The 15,400-nt window shown below is 55.6% G+C and carries 11 protein-coding genes; 3 read left to right on the top strand and 8 right to left on the bottom strand.

Translation table 11 applies throughout. From position 1 onward, the window contains the following. Positions 1-219: 219 nt before the first annotated feature. The gene (locus JO965_RS45590; RefSeq protein WP_203448319.1) at positions 220-417 is read right to left on the bottom strand and encodes a hypothetical protein; all 198 of its coding nucleotides are present in this window, start codon (positions 415-417) and stop codon (positions 220-222) included. A 560-nt stretch (positions 418-977) separates the two neighbouring features. On the opposite strand from JO965_RS45590, the gene JO965_RS45585 reads away from it, so the two are divergent. Then, a complete protein-coding gene (locus JO965_RS45585) occupies positions 978-2,954 on the top strand; it encodes a hypothetical protein (protein ID WP_203448317.1) in 1,977 nt (658 codons plus the stop codon). A gap of 444 nt (positions 2,955-3,398) precedes the next feature. Here the strand turns inward: JO965_RS45585 and JO965_RS45580 are convergent, their stop codons facing one another. The 5 genes from JO965_RS45580 to JO965_RS45560 are packed head-to-tail and all read right to left on the bottom strand — an operon-like array spanning position 3,399 to position 10,812. Further along, positions 3,399-5,342, bottom strand: a complete 1,944-nt coding sequence (locus tag JO965_RS45580) for an alpha amylase C-terminal domain-containing protein (RefSeq protein ID WP_203448315.1) — start codon at positions 5,340-5,342, stop codon at positions 3,399-3,401. 22 nt (positions 5,343-5,364) lie between these two features. Continuing rightward, positions 5,365-6,684, bottom strand: a complete 1,320-nt coding sequence (locus JO965_RS45575) for a cupin domain-containing protein (RefSeq protein ID WP_203448314.1) — start codon at positions 6,682-6,684, stop codon at positions 5,365-5,367. Between the two features lie 27 nt (positions 6,685-6,711). Then, complete coding sequence (locus tag JO965_RS45570; RefSeq protein WP_203448312.1) at positions 6,712-7,872, bottom strand: cupin domain-containing protein; 1,161 nt, start codon at positions 7,870-7,872, stop codon at positions 6,712-6,714. 9 nt (positions 7,873-7,881) lie between these two features. Further along, complete coding sequence (locus JO965_RS45565; protein WP_203448310.1) at positions 7,882-9,717, bottom strand: FAD-dependent oxidoreductase; 1,836 nt, start codon at positions 9,715-9,717, stop codon at positions 7,882-7,884. A gap of 30 nt (positions 9,718-9,747) precedes the next feature. Next, positions 9,748-10,812, bottom strand: coding sequence for a gluconate 2-dehydrogenase subunit 3 family protein (locus JO965_RS45560; protein ID WP_203448308.1), 1,065 nt, complete (start codon positions 10,810-10,812; stop codon positions 9,748-9,750). 611 nt (positions 10,813-11,423) lie between these two features. Between JO965_RS45560 and JO965_RS45555 the strand changes: the two genes are divergently transcribed. Further along, on the top strand, positions 11,424-12,680 hold the full coding sequence (locus JO965_RS45555) for a DUF6538 domain-containing protein (protein ID WP_203448307.1): 1,257 nt from the start codon (positions 11,424-11,426) through the stop codon (positions 12,678-12,680). Positions 12,681-12,893: 213 nt separating this feature from the next. After that, complete coding sequence (locus JO965_RS45550) at positions 12,894-13,082, top strand: hypothetical protein (RefSeq protein WP_203448305.1); 189 nt, start codon at positions 12,894-12,896, stop codon at positions 13,080-13,082. Positions 13,083-13,094: 12 nt separating this feature from the next. On the opposite strand, the gene JO965_RS45545 is transcribed toward JO965_RS45550, so the two are convergent. Together JO965_RS45545 and JO965_RS45540 are read right to left on the bottom strand one after the other, a co-directional pair. Further along, positions 13,095-14,129, bottom strand: a complete 1,035-nt coding sequence (locus JO965_RS45545; RefSeq protein ID WP_203448304.1) for a lysozyme inhibitor LprI family protein — start codon at positions 14,127-14,129, stop codon at positions 13,095-13,097. A 354-nt stretch (positions 14,130-14,483) separates the two neighbouring features. After that, positions 14,484-15,299, bottom strand: a complete 816-nt coding sequence (locus JO965_RS45540; protein ID WP_203448302.1) for a hypothetical protein — start codon at positions 15,297-15,299, stop codon at positions 14,484-14,486. Positions 15,300-15,400 lie beyond the last annotated feature (101 nt).

Here is a 15,400-nt window from a genome sequence, read left to right as displayed (position 1 = left end):
TGCTGATGAGGTGGCAGGTTCTCAGGGGGTTAACTGAAGGGCCTCTGTGCCTCCTGGAAGCCGTATGGTCGAGAGGCAAGCCCCTCCCCTGTACCAGCACCAATAATGAAACGCCCCCTCAGCTCCGACATTTCGGACCAACCATTTGGACATTTATCATCACGAAAAGCTACTACCGCTCCGCCAGCTCTTCTGAATGGTGCTAGTTCCGCTTCCACGTCAGACAATCTTTGTTGAACTGTAGAAAGTTGAATTAGTAAGCAGTTCAAGGCGCGCCAAAACTTCCCCGCGTGTTGTGTTATCGTCCACTTTGCACTGTTCGACCCCCTGAGCTTTTGTTTCACTTATCGTGCCAACAATTATTACCGCATTAGCAAACATGACCAAACCAACGAGTGACCGCGCATCGAATGCCATCGAACTGTCCTCCAACAAAAGCTGGCAACCAAACTGTCACTGCCGCGATCACGGTAGTGGTTGCTGTCTTCAGAGCTTGTTCACGAACAAGCTCCAGAGTTGACTGGGGTTTGCTTGTCAAAGCTCTCTCAAGACTTTTCTCCGATTCCTCGGCGGGAGGCTCTAGATCTTCCTTAGGTTCTTCAGAAGGAACCATCTGCTGTTCCTCCGTCATGAGACACGACCGGCAAGGAGAAGGAATTCCGATATCGCTTTCATCTCTGCATTCCCTGCAGGGGGAGGAGTTCGACTTTCCAACCTCCGAGGACCATATTCTGGGCGGCGTGAGCAAGGTGGACGGACGGTTATTCCTCTTGCACGGGAGTTTGATACGCTACGTCAACTAGTACAATTGGGTAGTTCGGAATATCCAAATATCAATGAATGAGTATCGCTATTATAAATAGTACGGAATTCTACTATTCAATATGCCTTATATTACCTCAAGTGCGGATGTTCCCGTGGTGCTTTCACTAATGGGAAAATGAACATGACTCACGCGGTCGGAAGGCAGACATACAATGATGTTCTGGACTCTGATTTCGGCCATACTCGGCCTCTCCTTTGCATATCTACTGGAATTGGATAGATCTATTCGCAATAGAAGGAATAACGGCAACAGCATTGTCGAGAAATCTCCGCCGCACGAAGCTACACTGACAGGCTTTGCGGCATTGTGGCTATCTATACTGATACTTATTATAATTTCTACATTTGCATATCATGGCGGTTTTTTACCGCCCCTGATTTCGTTACTGCTTGCGGCTGCCGTTGGCTCTGGGCACTTAATTGGCATTCTGTTCTTTGTTTTGGGATTTCTCGCCTGGCGCAGCCGGAAGGCACTGACTGGTCTAGGAGGCGATCTCCGTCTTGCGCTCTTTGGGCCCCCAGAACATCAAAATAGATCGGTACAGATTGGTTTACTGCTGGCCATATTTGCCCTCCCACTCCTCATGTTTACAAATGTGCTTGATCGCATTGAAGAATTCTCAGTCGGTGGCGCTGAGATCAAGATGGCTGCTGCGCAAACGCAGACAAAAGAGACATTAAAGCAAACTGGATCTGGCAGAGCGAACTCGAAAGCAACATTGAGCGCATGGCAGGATTTTATTCAGTCTTATGATGTTACAGCTGGACCCGTAACTAAGCTGATGGGATTGAACGAGACACAAGATGGGTCATACCGTGTTACTGAGGCAATTCTTAACCAACTCGTTCGTCCGGTAGCAGTAATGACTGGATGCATCGAAAGCCGAATCGAGCCTCGTTTCACGGGAGCATCTGGGGAGCTCGCTCGGGTCGCCACAGCTTGGCAGGCATTCTCGTTGAGTGAGGGCGAGCAAAGGCAGAAATTCGATCTTGAGCGATTGATTGCGGCGACGCTTGAACTACCAGCCAAGCTGCTTCAGGAAGCTCAAGCATTAGGCATCTCTTGCCAAGAAGAGGCCGAGTTGATTTCCCAGTTAGCTACGACAGCTCAGCTAACACAAGGGGATAGGAGAGCTTCCGGGGAACGAGCAATCAATTGGTTAGCCGCCGAAGGGCAGGCTGAGGCTCAGATTGGTAGCGATATCGAAGCACCTTCGCAGACGATCCAACCAATCAGCCCTGTTATTGACACTATGCGCGGATGGCTAGCGGAGGACAAAGCGAGGCATTTACCACCTTATGTAATCGCCTCCGTGGCAGACTTGATTGCGCTTACACAAGATTTCAACGCAAAAATTTCCTACTTGCAAGCAATAGATCAAAAGTACAAGTTCAGCCAAGCGGCGCTAAGCCCAGATATTATGAATTTCTTTTATCAGCTTTCCGATGCCAAGATGCGCTCAGAACTTGATTGGAGCACTGATGGTCTCTTATCAAACTTAGACATTGCCTATGAAGCAGTTGATAGTATCTTATCCCATCTAAATGCCGCATTAAATGCAGATAAGAACGCATACGTTGAATATAAATCTAAAAGAATTTCTGCAGAAGATCTCTTACAGTACTATGAGCGTAATCGCTTTGTCATCATGACATCTTATGTGGATGTATTTAACAGAGCAATTACAAGCCAAGAAGCCATCGAAGACCATAGAAAGCTGCAATGGCAAGGTTTTTTTGATGAACTCCAGGAAATTCTCGCTACTTTGAGCCGCGAGCCAATTGGCTTCCGAGCATCTCCAGCAATCTGGCTATCGTCGAGCGATAAAGAACGCTGGCGCAGCAACAAGCATCTTAATTCCCGCTTAGATAATACAAATCGAGCATTGGTCTTTCAGGCTAACGCCAGAAGCATTCTAGCACTGGGCGCGGTTCTGCTAAACGGAAATACTCAGAAACCACCTCAATCAGCATGCCTATCTGCTGAAGCGCACCTCGCCAATTCAGAACGTTTATTTAAAAGATATTTCGACTTGTCTCAATCGGACTTTAGCGAAACAGAAAAAGAACTTTCTGATCAGTTGCTCCGACGAATCGCTCAGGTCAAAAATAGTAAATGCGATGCGTGATCTTTGCTCACATTGGACCACCATTTTGTATTTTCCCTGCTAAAGCGCTAGCAACCGGTCCAACATACATTAGGAACGTGGCTAGCGACAGGAGTAGGTATTTCATTCCAACTCTCCATATTCCAGCTTATAGCCTGGTTGAGAATAAGTTTCCACCTCGAGATGTAGGAGTTCCCAGAGACCTCAAGGTGTAAATGAAACGTTAGCTCTCCAGGGCGATTCAGTCTACAGAAGATCCATATAGCCGCAATCGAGCTAGGCTAGAGCATCGAACCCAAAAGTGAACGCGCCGCCGGACGCTTCAGGATCACTGAGGTGCAGAACCCATCGGATCCGACTTCCCGTCCCATGCTATAACACAATCTTTCAGAATCCGGATGAATGGCTGGGTTTCTTGGAGCCACTTCTATTGTGCCAGCATGCTCCGTGAGAGTAGTTGATCAGTCAGTCAGGATCGCCAGGATCGGACGTGAACACCAAGACGGCATTGGCGGGAATCACAACTTTTGCGGAGGCCGGCATCCCGTGATATCCGCTTTCGAAGGCCCGGACCCGTCCACCATTGCCTGCAACGTTGGGGTTCACCCAGTTATCGTAAACATCGCTGTTGAATCCCTCGATCCAGTCGCCGGCGCGCGGCACACCTACCTGATAGTCGTGAAGGGTCGATTCATTCAGGGATACTAGGATGACAACATCCCGACCCTGCCCTTCAACCCATCGCTGGACAGCAAGAACGCGATTCAAGTCGTCAACGCTGATGATATGAACTCCCTCCCCACGCAGCGCCGGATGCCGTCTCCGGAAGCGGATCAGCTCGCGGTGGAACCGGAGATGGTCGATCATCACCCGGTCGCCCATGAGACCGTCCCAATAAATGAGCACGTCCTTGAAATAGCTCGGGTTGTCGCTCCATTGCTTGTCCTCGAGCACTTCCTGCCCCATGAAGATCATCGGGATCCCGGGTGAGGTCAGCACGATCCCAGACGCCACGCGGGCCCGGCTCCTCGCATACCAGGAGCGAGGGTTGCTGCCGTCGCCGAGTCTCGCCACCCGCTTGTCCCGGTCCCGGTACACGTGATCATGGCTCTCTACGTACTCGACCCTCTTCCACCTGCTCGGGAAATCAGCTCGCGCGATGTTATGGGCAACCGAATGGAGGTCCACATGGGCATCGCGGCCACGAGACGCCTCTTCGATCGCTTTCCTTACGCTCTCCCGCAGGCCATCGCTCCAGGTAGCGTCGAAGCCGGCACCCCCGTCTTCCTTCCGCCGCACCACCCAGGGACTCACGTTCCAATACTCGGCAATCTGTATGACGCTGCGATCTGCATGCCTTACGGTCGACGTGCAGTCCTGTAGGAACGGCCAGCCCCACGAACTCGATCTGTCGATGACGCTCGTCTCGTCGTAGCGGAAGCCGTCGACATGATACTCCTTCACAAAGAAGGCGGCATTGTCGATCAGAAACTGCCTCACCTCTGACTTCCAGAAGGCAAAGACAGGTCCGGTCCAATCCTGATCGGTAAAGTAGAGGCTGGCGTTCCAGTTCGCGCTTCTATCGCGATCGAAGAACCAGATGCCGTCGTCTTGCCCCCGGATCTCGCTGCCAGCGTGGTTGTAGACGACATCGAAGATGACCGCCATGCCATGAAGGTGGAAGAGATCGACGAGGATTTTCAGCTGATTGCTGGGGGCTGATATCAGCTCCCGTGTCACGGGCGCCTTGCCGTGCCGGGCCAGGTAGGTGTTGACCATGAGCAATTGGGCGTCCGAGACGGTCTCGACCGTGTAATCGTTCTCGGGCGAGAACAGGTCGGACCCTCCATAGCCAAGGCTTCTCGGTGCCGCGAACTCTCCGATCGGCAGCATCTGGACGGCGTTGACGCCCAGATCGGCCAAGTAATCGAGCCCTTTCAGCACATCGAGGAATGTCGCGACCTCTTCCTCGGGATCCCGGCCCCACCATGTTCCGACATGCAATTGATAGATCACGAGGTCGTTGTAGGGCGGCGCCCGCCAGCCTTGGTCGTGCCAGGGGAAGGCGTTCGGGTTTCTCACGACGCAGTTGGAACCTGGATAAGGAGGGCGCCTTGTCAGCTCCCGCGCATATGGATCCCGTTTGTGCCCGGACGTGCCTCTCCCATGCACATAGAATCGATACTCGTCGCCTTCCTTGACGCCTGCCAGGAATCCCGACCAATAGCCGTTGGCGCTCCGGACCAGCCTGTTCGCATCCGTTGGCTGCCATTCCTCTCCGCCGGCGAGCTTTCCGACTATGTGGACGGATTTGGCGCTCGGGGCCCAAACCCGGATGGTTGCTCCCCCATCGACCAGATTGACGCCCATGGGAGTGGACGCGTCGATATGATCCTGCGTGATCGGCATGCCCGCCCCCGGTTTCATCGTCTCAGTCGTAGCCGCCGAACATGAACAACAGGACATTCTCATCAAGGCTGTTCGCGAGCGCATGCATCTGCCCACCCTTGACCAGGGAGATGTCACCTGGGCGCATCGTTCGGATCTCGAACGCACGCTGACGCTCCTTCCTCTCCGCCCAGTCCCCGATTACCATCAGCGCCTTGCCCTCCATGACCAAGAAGGCTTCCTGATTGTCCCGATGGCGGTGAATGCCGATGACCGCATTCGGCTCAAGGATGTGCAGATCCATATAGTCGACGGTCATGAAGGCTTCGCGTTTGACGCCGGGGGGGCGGTTCCCGTCCGCATCAAAGCTCCAGTCGGGCAACTCCCGTCCCAGCTCGCTAAGCGTGTTTCCGCCAAAGATCGCCTGCCGCCGGCCCTCATAACCGAAATAGTTCGAGTACAGGTTTCTAAATTCGAGCCCCTTTAGGCCGCCATGGGGGTTCCGGCTCTTGCCGACGCCGAGGTAGTGGTTCCATCCGCGCTGGCTCATCGCGAATTCAAATCGGTAGTTGGTGCCTTCACGGGAATCCCAACGCTCTCCATCCTCGCTGCCCCACGCCATCTCGAGGCGAAGGGGGCGAACCGGGTGCATCGTGTGATCAGGGACATAATCAAGCATCCCGACGCCTTGATCCTGCTTCAGCGCCTCCTGCCGGATCCCATTGAACGAATGTCCGTACAGCTGATCGTACGTTCCCTTGACGAGATCCGGCCGGGCAAGGAGCGTGCCGTTCTTGAGGGACGCCTTTCCCTTCTCGTCGAGGCCATCAAGCATTGCGGGGTCGTCAACCGCCCACAGCTCGACTTGGAAACGGTGCATCTCCTCGTTCAGGGGCACGGTGATCGGTTCTGTGCCCGCCTTATCTCCGACTTTCAGGTAGAGTTTGACGGAGTTGGCGCGGTAGGTCCCATCCGGGTTCAACAAAGGCGATCCGGGCTTCGGGAAGTAGGCAATGTTGATGAATGACCCAATCCAATTTCCGATCGCGGCGTAACCTCGGACAATCTCGATCCCCTGAAGCGTGAAATCCCTCACGTTCTGCTTTTGGAAGTCGTTGCGGTTGTCCTGTTGGCGGGGATCTCGGACCTGCCACTGGTCGCCAGATGGGCCATAGAGTTCCACGGTGGAGATCGGGAAAAGGTACTGCAGGTGATCCGCCAAATAGTGCTCGCGTCCCGCAGCGAGAGCAACGCCCTCCACCATAGCCAAGAGCTTGCCGATCGGGTTCTTCTCATCGTAGTTCGGCTTTGCTGGCGGCTGAACAAGATGAACCTTCCCGATTTCCTCGTCTAGGATCCGCATTCCGTTTCCTCCCCTTCGGCTCGTGGCTCAGGCACTGTGGTATAGGAAGGCAACGAAACGCAGATCCTTGGTCTTCGATTTGTTTCGAATCCCATGGATGCCGCCACTCTTTGTGAAGATGACACTACGGGGGCCGACATCCAGCACCCGCACATCCTTCGTCCCTATCCCGAATATGTGATCCTGTTCCAGTTTAACATCGGCCAGGCTAGGGTCGTCATCTTTACCGAGATAGGCCTCGCCCTCCCCTTCAACGATGAAGTACAGTTCCTCACTTCCGATGTGCTGATGGACCCCTTCGTATGTCCCAGGCGGGATTGTCACCTCGTGGAAAAAGACCACAGGCCCGCCAAACTCCTGCTGAAACACCCATCGCATTTCGATAATGTTTTTCTGCTTGGTCTCATCAAATCCCCGGCTCGGAGGCTCCATCATGCCGTTGACGTACTTGACCGGCGTAATCTGGCCCACATCCTTGATGAACCAGCCTCTCTGAAAATAGATGTCGTAGTTCTTGTCCTCGACGGTGTTCTCTGGACTGCTTGGTTCATTCGGCTTATTCGGAACCTGGATGTTGCGACTGAAGAAGTTGTCCCACTGGACCTCACCCTTGTTTATCGTCGCTCCGCTGGGGTAGTTGATGTCATTTTCCCTGAAAGCCAGTTTGACCCGCTTGATCTGCTTTAGATCGGCTCCCTTCAGGAGGTCGGCGAACTTAGGCTCACGGGTAATCGAGCCACCAAACCCCATCAGGTCTAGCACCTGATAATCGTGCCGCCTGTTCCTGGGTGGTTCGAGCGTTTCCCAAAGCTCGACCTGGTAGGCCCTGATCCATGGACAATAGTGCATCCGGACCGATGCCCATATCCACCCGTCGTCCTTCTGGATGCCGACTTCGGCAAGAATGTCCGGGCCAAGGAACCGCAGTTTTTCCCGCGACAGTTCCCCAAGACGCGTTCCGCGGTACTCGATGCGCAAGAAATTGCAGAGCTTAATGCCGTCGAGATACACCTCTCCCTTGAGAACATTGATGTCAGCCTTGCCGCGGACCTCCTGCACATTGTAGCGGTACCTCACGCTTCGTGTCGCATTGAGGTACTGTGCGTGGTAGACCCGATCCGGGAAGAAGACGACTTGGAATATCTTGTTCTCAGGGCGGTCGACGATGTCGTTAAAGCGTGGGTCCATGGTTGCCCCCTAAACCATCTTCTTGAGCTCGTCCGCCACGCGGAAGGCATTGGCCTGGATCGTGAGCGTAGGATTAGCGCCCCCGGATGTCGGCATGAACGACCCATCGGTCACGAACAGGTTGTCGAACCCCCAGACCCTGCAACTAGGATCAAGGTACGACTCCTCCGCCATCCGCCCGAACCGCATGCCTCCCAAGATATGATTGGCGATCCGGACAGCGTTCCCGTAGACCGATCCCTTGCTCACATGCTTGGTCTCGATGCCCTCAAGTCCTTCGGCCTCGCATCCGGCACGCAAGATCTTTCCGCAGATATCGGCCATCACGTCCATCACATGCCCGTCGTGCCGATGCCAGTTCTTGACGATATGTGCGGCCTTGCGGTTCCACTTGTCCCGGACATCGGGATGGATCTCGATGCGGTTATCCCATCGTGGGATCTGGTTCGCCATGAAGCTCACTGAAAGACGGGTGCCAAAATCCTCATCCAGCCATTTCGTGATCTCATCGCCATACTTTTTGACGTCCCCCATGAAGCCACCCCAGAAGAAATCGAGGTCAGTGCTTCCATGGGTGCGAGCCAAGGTGACGGGCAGCGACTGGTCAGACGTGTTGTTGTAGATCGCGCCCCCCGCCCACATACCATTCTGTTTGATGAAGTCTGGGTGAGCACACGCGTCCGTCGCATAATCGCTGTCGAGAGAGATCGTTTTATCGTACCGACGCCCCTTGAGTGCCACTTCAGCTCCACCGAACGCATGCGTGAGGAAGAACCGGCCAAGGAGGCTGTCCGCCTCCTGGTATCGAGCGTTCTTCCCGAATCCAAGGCGGTCCTCCTCTGCGGACAGCATCATGAGGCGGACGGATTCGACAGCGGAGCAGGCGACGACAACGATTTTTCCGGTCACCACATGGTGACGTCCGCTCTCATCTCTATAGTGAACCTTGTTGACGATCCGATCATTCGACTCCAGATGCGTCACGACACAGTTTTCGCGGAGCGTTAAATAGGAGGAGAACTGCTCGGAATTGCGTATCGGGCGGAGCAACGAAACCCAGGTGTTCGACTTATAGCCGAGGGGATCTCCGTACCGGTTGACATAGCCGACCTTGGGCTCCCCTGCCTTACGATTGCTGGGTGCGTGATCTTCAGTAATGACCGCAAGGGGCGTCCGGTATGTTTCATACCCGAGCTTCTTCATTCCAGCCAAAGCGACCTCACTGATCGGATTGGGCGGAAGCGGTTTCTGGTATTTGTCTGCACTGAATGGCTTGGCCTGCCCTCTCACGCTCCCGTTGATCCCAATGAGATCCTCGGCTTTCACATAATAAGGTTCCAAATCCTCATAGGAATACGGCCAGTCCAAGACGTGCTTGAGTGCATCTCCATTGGGGTCGTTTTGAAGCTTCTGCCCTTCGTTGAACGACTTCAGCCTGAAATCGTCGGGGGCGAAACGGAGCGACACCGCCCCGTACAATTGCGTTCCGCCCCCGACGACCTGAGCGGTGTATCCCTCGATCGTAACCTTGGATCCCGCCGCTGGATCATCAGGGTCGCTGAAGATGTGGGGCTCGTCGTTCAGATCCGGCTCGATGTGGCTCGTATAGAACGAGGCACCAGTATTTGTCATTCCTGGAATTGTGATGATCCGCTCAGGACCGGCATTGAACATCTCGTCGCGCTTGAAGTCGCTTAGATCGTGCTCACTGCGTTCTCCCTGAGTGGCCAGCAGAGGCCCTTTCTCGAGAATGAGTACTGACTTACCAGCCCGCGCCAGCTCATACGCGACAGGCGCGCCGCCGGCCCCGCTGCCGATAACGACAACATCGAAGTCGGTGCCCATTTCTTCCTCCCGCGTCTGTCGTGATTGCGTTTATCCCTTGTATTCCGTGCTTGTTCCGAGAGGCGGCTCAATTGCCCGGCGCCAGTCGAATGCGGTCACGCTCTTATTGTCATTTGTTTTATAGGTTTCTTGCATATACGCCCAAGCCATCCCCCCCGGATTGCCGCCGTACTTCGGATGGGAGAACGCACCTGTCCAAGCATGCCGGCGCAGCAGATAAAGGAAGTATGATGGGTTATTGTACCGGTTTGGATCCCATCCATCGTTGATGATGTTTTTGACGAGGTTCCCGTCCGCCATCTCGTCATAAAGCTTGCCGAATTCTTCCTCTTTCAAGGTCTCTATATCCTGACCGGGATGCCGCCGCCTGAGCACTTCTGCGAGCATCTCAAGACAGGTCTTATAAGCTCCTAGCTGATGCCGCTCCTCACGCGCGACCAACTTATCGATGTAGTTGGCGACACCCACGGAGATATCGAGACGATAAAGATTAGCAACATTCTTCTCGTTGTTGCCACGCGCCTGAAAATTCTTGGCCTCATCACTGTTGAATTGAAGGATATGCCGGGTTAGGCGATCAAGCAGCGTAAATTCCCATCTCTCGAAACTGATCGGCTCGTTGTAAGCCCAGGTAAAGAATCTCGACCACACATCCCCTGTCGGTAACGTCTCTATCTGAGGATTGATGGGATCAAGGACAGAAGAACCGTCAACGATAAACCTATACCGGTGGCGTTCTGCCTTATGAACCTTCAGTGTCACTGCAAAATAGATCGAATTTCCGACCCTGTTCAGCCTGACCGGCTGGGTTAGTGATGCACAGGATGCCACAAGCTCTACAGACGATGCTTCATCATCAGGCGCCACATAAATAAAAGTTACATCATTATACTCGTATGCATCAGTTTCGGCGGCGCTCGCCGGACTATGGGCGTCAATCACGGGGAAACGCCATGCCTCACTGATCAAGGCTCTGCGCTGACCATCAAAGACCCCAAAGTAGTTATGACGTGGCTCCGAGTTATCTCGCGCTAAATACTTTGTGCAATTGTTGAATATGTAACCCGGTTCTTTTTTTACGATTTCCGATCTCAACACTACCTCCTGGTCTAGAGGCTCCATTCTGACAAATATTTCTGGTAACGTGCTAGGAGACTACTTTCGCTAGACGATCATCAATTGTCATTCGTTCGTCAAGAGATCTACAATGCTGGACTACCCTCAGCCAATGAGCTATATACTTAATGGTATTAGCGCACTTCGCCTGGTAGCCGCGAGTATATTCTACTTAAGGGAGCATTCTCTGCCTGCCGATTTGTCGCCTCCGGCCAAGATTTTCTCTCAAGTAAACAGCACCTCTGCAATACTTTTCAAGTGTCTTCCTGATGCAGGCTCGCATCTCTTAATTTCCATATATCAGTGTCATTCGTCGTTGATTACGAGCCGAGGGTACGCTGGAACGTGCTCTCAAGAATTGAGTTTCCAATTCTTGACAACCTAGTCGGGTTGCTCGACGGCGTTCCACAAACATGGTACACAAACAGGATTGAACCTCGGCCGGAAACCACAGCAAATTCTGGCTTCAGAGGAAGTACAGCGGAGTCTCCCCCTCTCCGCCAACCCCTCCCCAAGCCTCTGATTCTGCTATAGAGTCCTTGCCACTCAATGGCTTCGCGGCGCCCTGTGCTACACAAGGGTGCTCCACAATGGCTCTTGGTATGGCCCGTCCTCAGAAGCATCCAAGGACCGGCGTCTACTGGTACCGCAGGCGGGTGCCCGACCGGCTGCGCGCCGCGGTCGGCAAGACCGAGGAGGTCCGCAGCCTCCACACCAAGGATCCCGCGGTCGCCCGCGAGCGCTTCGCCGCCGTCGCGGCCGAGATCGACGAGCGCTGGAGGAACCTGGCACGCGGCCCGGTCGCTCTCAGCCACGAGCAGGTCCATGCCCTGGCCGGCGAGCTCTACCGCGCGGAGGTCGAGGCCAACCGGGCCAATCCGGGCAGCGCGCAGCACTGGGCCTCGGCCCAATTTTTCGCCGAGTTCTTCGCCCATGCCCGGCAGCGGGAGGGCACCAAGCCGAACGGGCTGAGGCTGACGACCGGCTGGTCCCCGGCGGAGGCCATGGCCAAGGGCCGGTATGGAGACCTGGTCGACGCCCTGCTCGCCAAGCACGGGCTTCAGGTCCGCCCGGAGGACCGCAAGCGCATCGTCCTCGCCGCTGTGGACGCCATGCGTGACGCCCACGGACAGCTGCAGCGCAACGCCGAGGGTGACTACCGGCCCGACCCGCAGGCCGAACGCTTCCCGCCCCTTAAGCGGCCAGGTCGGCCTCTGACAATGCAGGCGCTCTGGGACGACTACAAGGACCTGAAGAAGCCCAGCCCCAGCACGGTCAAGCGCTGGGAGCCTGTCCTGCACAAGATGGCGGCCTTCGTTGATGCCGCGGACGTACGTGACATCACCGAGGACGACCTGATCTGCTGGCGGGACCATCTCGTGAAGACCTCGAAGCTTGATCCCAAGACGGTCAAGGGCGTCTACATCGCCGCCGTGAGCGCCGTGTTCCGTTGGGGCAAGGGCCAAGGCAAGCTGAAGGTGAACCCGGCCGCCGAGATCGAGGTCACGGTGCCGGGCAAGGATGAGGTGCGAGAGAAAGGCTTCAAGGACTGGGAGGCGCGCACGATCCTGTCGGCCACGCTGGCGCCGCCGAGCCCGCCGAGCCCGCCGAGCCCGCTGAGCACGCCGCGGCGCTGGGTGCCGTGGCTGTGCGCCTACACCGGGGCCCGGGTCAACGAGATCACCCAGCTCCGCGGGCAGGACGTCTATCAGGGGTCGCTGGTCCAGAAGGAGAACGGCTGCGAGGTCGAAGTGCCGTACTACTTCATCAAGATCACGCCCGAGGCCGGCCGTGTGAAGAACCGCCGGTTCCGGGAGGTCCCCCTGCACGACCACTTGGTCGAGTAGGGCTTCATCGAGTTCGCCCTGCTAAGCGGCAAGGGGCCGCTGTTCTACTCGCCCGAGCATCAGAAGAAGGGCGTCTCCGGGCAGAACCCGACCTATGTCCGCGTCGGCCAGAGCCTCGGCGCATGGGTCCGTGGCCTTGGGATTGATGACCCCAATGTTTGGCCCAACCATGGATGGCGCCATCGCTTCAAGACGGTCGGGCGCGAATGCGGGATGGACTCCGCGAAGCTCGACGTGATCCAGGGTCATGCCCCGGCCAACGAGGGTGGCCGCTATGGCACCTTCCGGCCGGCTACGCTCAAGTCCGAGATTGACAAGCACCCCCGGTACGATGTGGTTGCGGCCGAGACGACTGACCGGCGCAAGACCCGGCGGAGCAAGGAGCGAGCCAGCAAGCCTTAGAAGTTTTCCGCCTCAAGGCCTTTGCAGGATGGCCTTGGAAGGGTCTGCGGGATCGAACCCTATAAGTTCATATATTCTGGCTTCGTTGGCGGAGAAAAGGCAAAGCGCGGCCTCCCGTGTAGCGACAAAGCTTGGGTCATCTGAAATTAGACTTGAACATTTTTCGTTTCTTTGCCCAATCCAAGCCACCTGCTCTGCTTTCAGACGGGGTTTGTCGCCCGGATTCGATTTCAGGCGTCTTGCATCATAAGCTCGGCCCAATACGCTATCGGAAGCCATCAACTCTTTGTCCCTGCAAAGTAGTTTTTCCACTTTGGTTTGGGCCTTCGTGCAGTCGAAGCTCGGACCATAAGGTCTCGTTTTGATCCCCGAGTTTGATGTAAATATGTATCCATCCACGCAAGCCTTCTTCCCGCCATTGTTGGGCAGGGGCTCCCCAATTGCATGATAATATCCGAAGCATCGAGCAGCTATCTCGCCCATCCATTTCATGTCAGACGGATCATACAGGTCCATGAACATGTCGACTGTCCCGTGCGGAAAGCCATTCGCCACGACGAAATCTGCAATATCCTCATTGCAAACTTCAGACCTCACGCCCTGAGTAGAGCAAGAGTGGATACCTAAAAGGCTACCCTTGGTAAGCATTGAGTACTTGCCTGCCGGGAATATCACTTGGGCGCATGCCGACGCACATTCGTAATCGGCGATCACAATGAGCTGGCGGAGCTTTACTATCTCTGCCACTTTCCTCGCTTCGGCAACATTGCCTCCGGGGCTCTCAATTGATAGGATCTCAACTGGCAGCGAACTATTTTCTATAAGTTGCCGCATCTTTTGGGCATCACCGCTTTCAATGGGGCCCCGAGCAAACACAGCTGCGTTTGTGCGATCTTTTGAGTATTCCAGCTTGAATTCCATTGCAGATGCCGAGCCAATGCAATGGAATGCTAAGGCCGAGCAGAACAGCAATGAAGCACTGATCCTTTTAAGCGCCAGCAGTGACCTCAACCCTACGCGCACCATCTGTTCAACATCCTGCCCCATAGCGACCTCTCAATGCCTTTCCGAACGCAGGACGCGAACCCAACATCTCGGTGTCGTTTTCAACGTGGGTCGCGGCATGTCGGGATGGCGCCACGTTCTCAAAATGCCTCGCAGAAGTATTTGCCTTAGACGGCCCATGAGCTTCCGTTAGCCAATTGATTGGAACGAGAATAGCGATTCGACGTACTGGCACGGAATATTTTGGTCCAGCCGCAATTACGCCCTTCGGGGCGGCCTCCGGTGCGCGCCCCGCCTGAAGAGCGCTTGCACCGTTTGCTCTTACATTCAGGACAGAACGAGCATCGCATTCCTGGCCGATCAGCCTGCCCAGAGAGGCCCAGAGAGGTCCCTCGACTACCAGCAGCCGTGCCGGGGCGCTTGCGGAAGGAGGAATGACAGGGGGGCGGGATTCGCCTTCTGGATCTGGGTCACCGTGAAGTCGAGGGACAAGTGGAGATAATCCAGCAGGTCCTCGGCCGCGTCGACCACGCTTGTCATCCGGGCGACGGACTTGTGGTGGTAGACGTCATTGCGGGCCTCGCGCACGCGCTTGAACTTCGCCTTGAAGTCCTTCTGCGGCAACCGGAGGGTGCCCCGCACGAACTTCGGTGCGAACACCGACCAGTGCTCCACGATCAACCCCTCAATATGCGAGAGATCGCAACGCTCGGCGAACTCATAGCCATTCCGCAGCGTCGGGATGACACCGCGCTGGAGCTTGTCGCCTTCGATGGCAAGGATGATCTGCCCGACCCTGTGAGCGGCGTCTTTGGAGATCGGTTTGCCGCGGATGTGGGCGATGGTGTTCGCGGCGGCGCCATTCCGGAGAGCCGTGTAGATTGGCGTCCACCAGTCCGGCGTGCCGTAAAGCGCCTCCAGCTCGACCGCGACCAAGGAACGAAACGCCGTTTCAAACGTATGGAACACCGGGAAGAGCTGGGCATGCTCGGCGATCTTCCTGTGATAGACGCCGAAGATCGCCTGGCGCCAGTCGTTGAAGGGACGGTTGACGAGGGCCCTGCCCACGGCCACTTCCTTTAGGGAGGCCTGCATGATGTAGGGGCTCACGACAGCCAGGTCGGCCTCGAAGCGGGCTACTTGACCGGCGGTCGGGGTGAATGGCAGGTGGTTCTGGAAAAATTCGAGCAGGAATCGGCGGCGGGCTGGCATGGGCGGAAAGAAACACAGAAACCTTGACGCGGGAAGGCGTCAGCGGTAAATACCACATCACTCCGGTGGGGATGTCGCCTCGGGGACATTTGCCGTCGCAA

The organism is Microvirga sp. VF16 (genome assembly GCF_016864375.1).
Lineage (GTDB): Bacteria > Pseudomonadota > Alphaproteobacteria > Rhizobiales > Beijerinckiaceae > Microvirga.
The sequence above is the reverse complement of the archived record's forward strand: the minus strand, read 5'-3'. Positions and strand labels throughout refer to the sequence as shown.

Bases quoted from the DNA above. Each gene is read 5' to 3' on its own strand.
- JO965_RS45590 (WP_203448319.1), bottom strand. From the start codon at position 417: ATGGCATTCGATGCGCGGTCACTCGTTGGTTTGGTCATGTTTGCTAAT.
- JO965_RS45585 (WP_203448317.1), top strand. From the start codon at position 978: ATGATGTTCTGGACTCTGATTTCGGCCATACTCGGCCTCTCCTTTGCA.
- JO965_RS45580 (WP_203448315.1), bottom strand. From the start codon at position 5,342: ATGCCGATCACGCAGGATCATATCGACGCGTCCACTCCCATGGGCGTC.
- JO965_RS45575 (WP_203448314.1), bottom strand. From the start codon at position 6,684: ATGCGGATCCTAGACGAGGAAATCGGGAAGGTTCATCTTGTTCAGCCG.
- JO965_RS45570 (WP_203448312.1), bottom strand. From the start codon at position 7,872: ATGGACCCACGCTTTAACGACATCGTCGACCGCCCTGAGAACAAGATA.
- JO965_RS45565 (WP_203448310.1), bottom strand. From the start codon at position 9,717: ATGGGCACCGACTTCGATGTTGTCGTTATCGGCAGCGGGGCCGGCGGC.
- JO965_RS45555 (WP_203448307.1), top strand. From the start codon at position 11,424: ATGGCTCTTGGTATGGCCCGTCCTCAGAAGCATCCAAGGACCGGCGTC.
- JO965_RS45550 (WP_203448305.1), top strand. From the start codon at position 12,894: ATGGACTCCGCGAAGCTCGACGTGATCCAGGGTCATGCCCCGGCCAAC.
- JO965_RS45545 (WP_203448304.1), bottom strand. From the start codon at position 14,129: ATGGGGCAGGATGTTGAACAGATGGTGCGCGTAGGGTTGAGGTCACTG.
- JO965_RS45540 (WP_203448302.1), bottom strand. From the start codon at position 15,299: ATGCCAGCCCGCCGCCGATTCCTGCTCGAATTTTTCCAGAACCACCTG.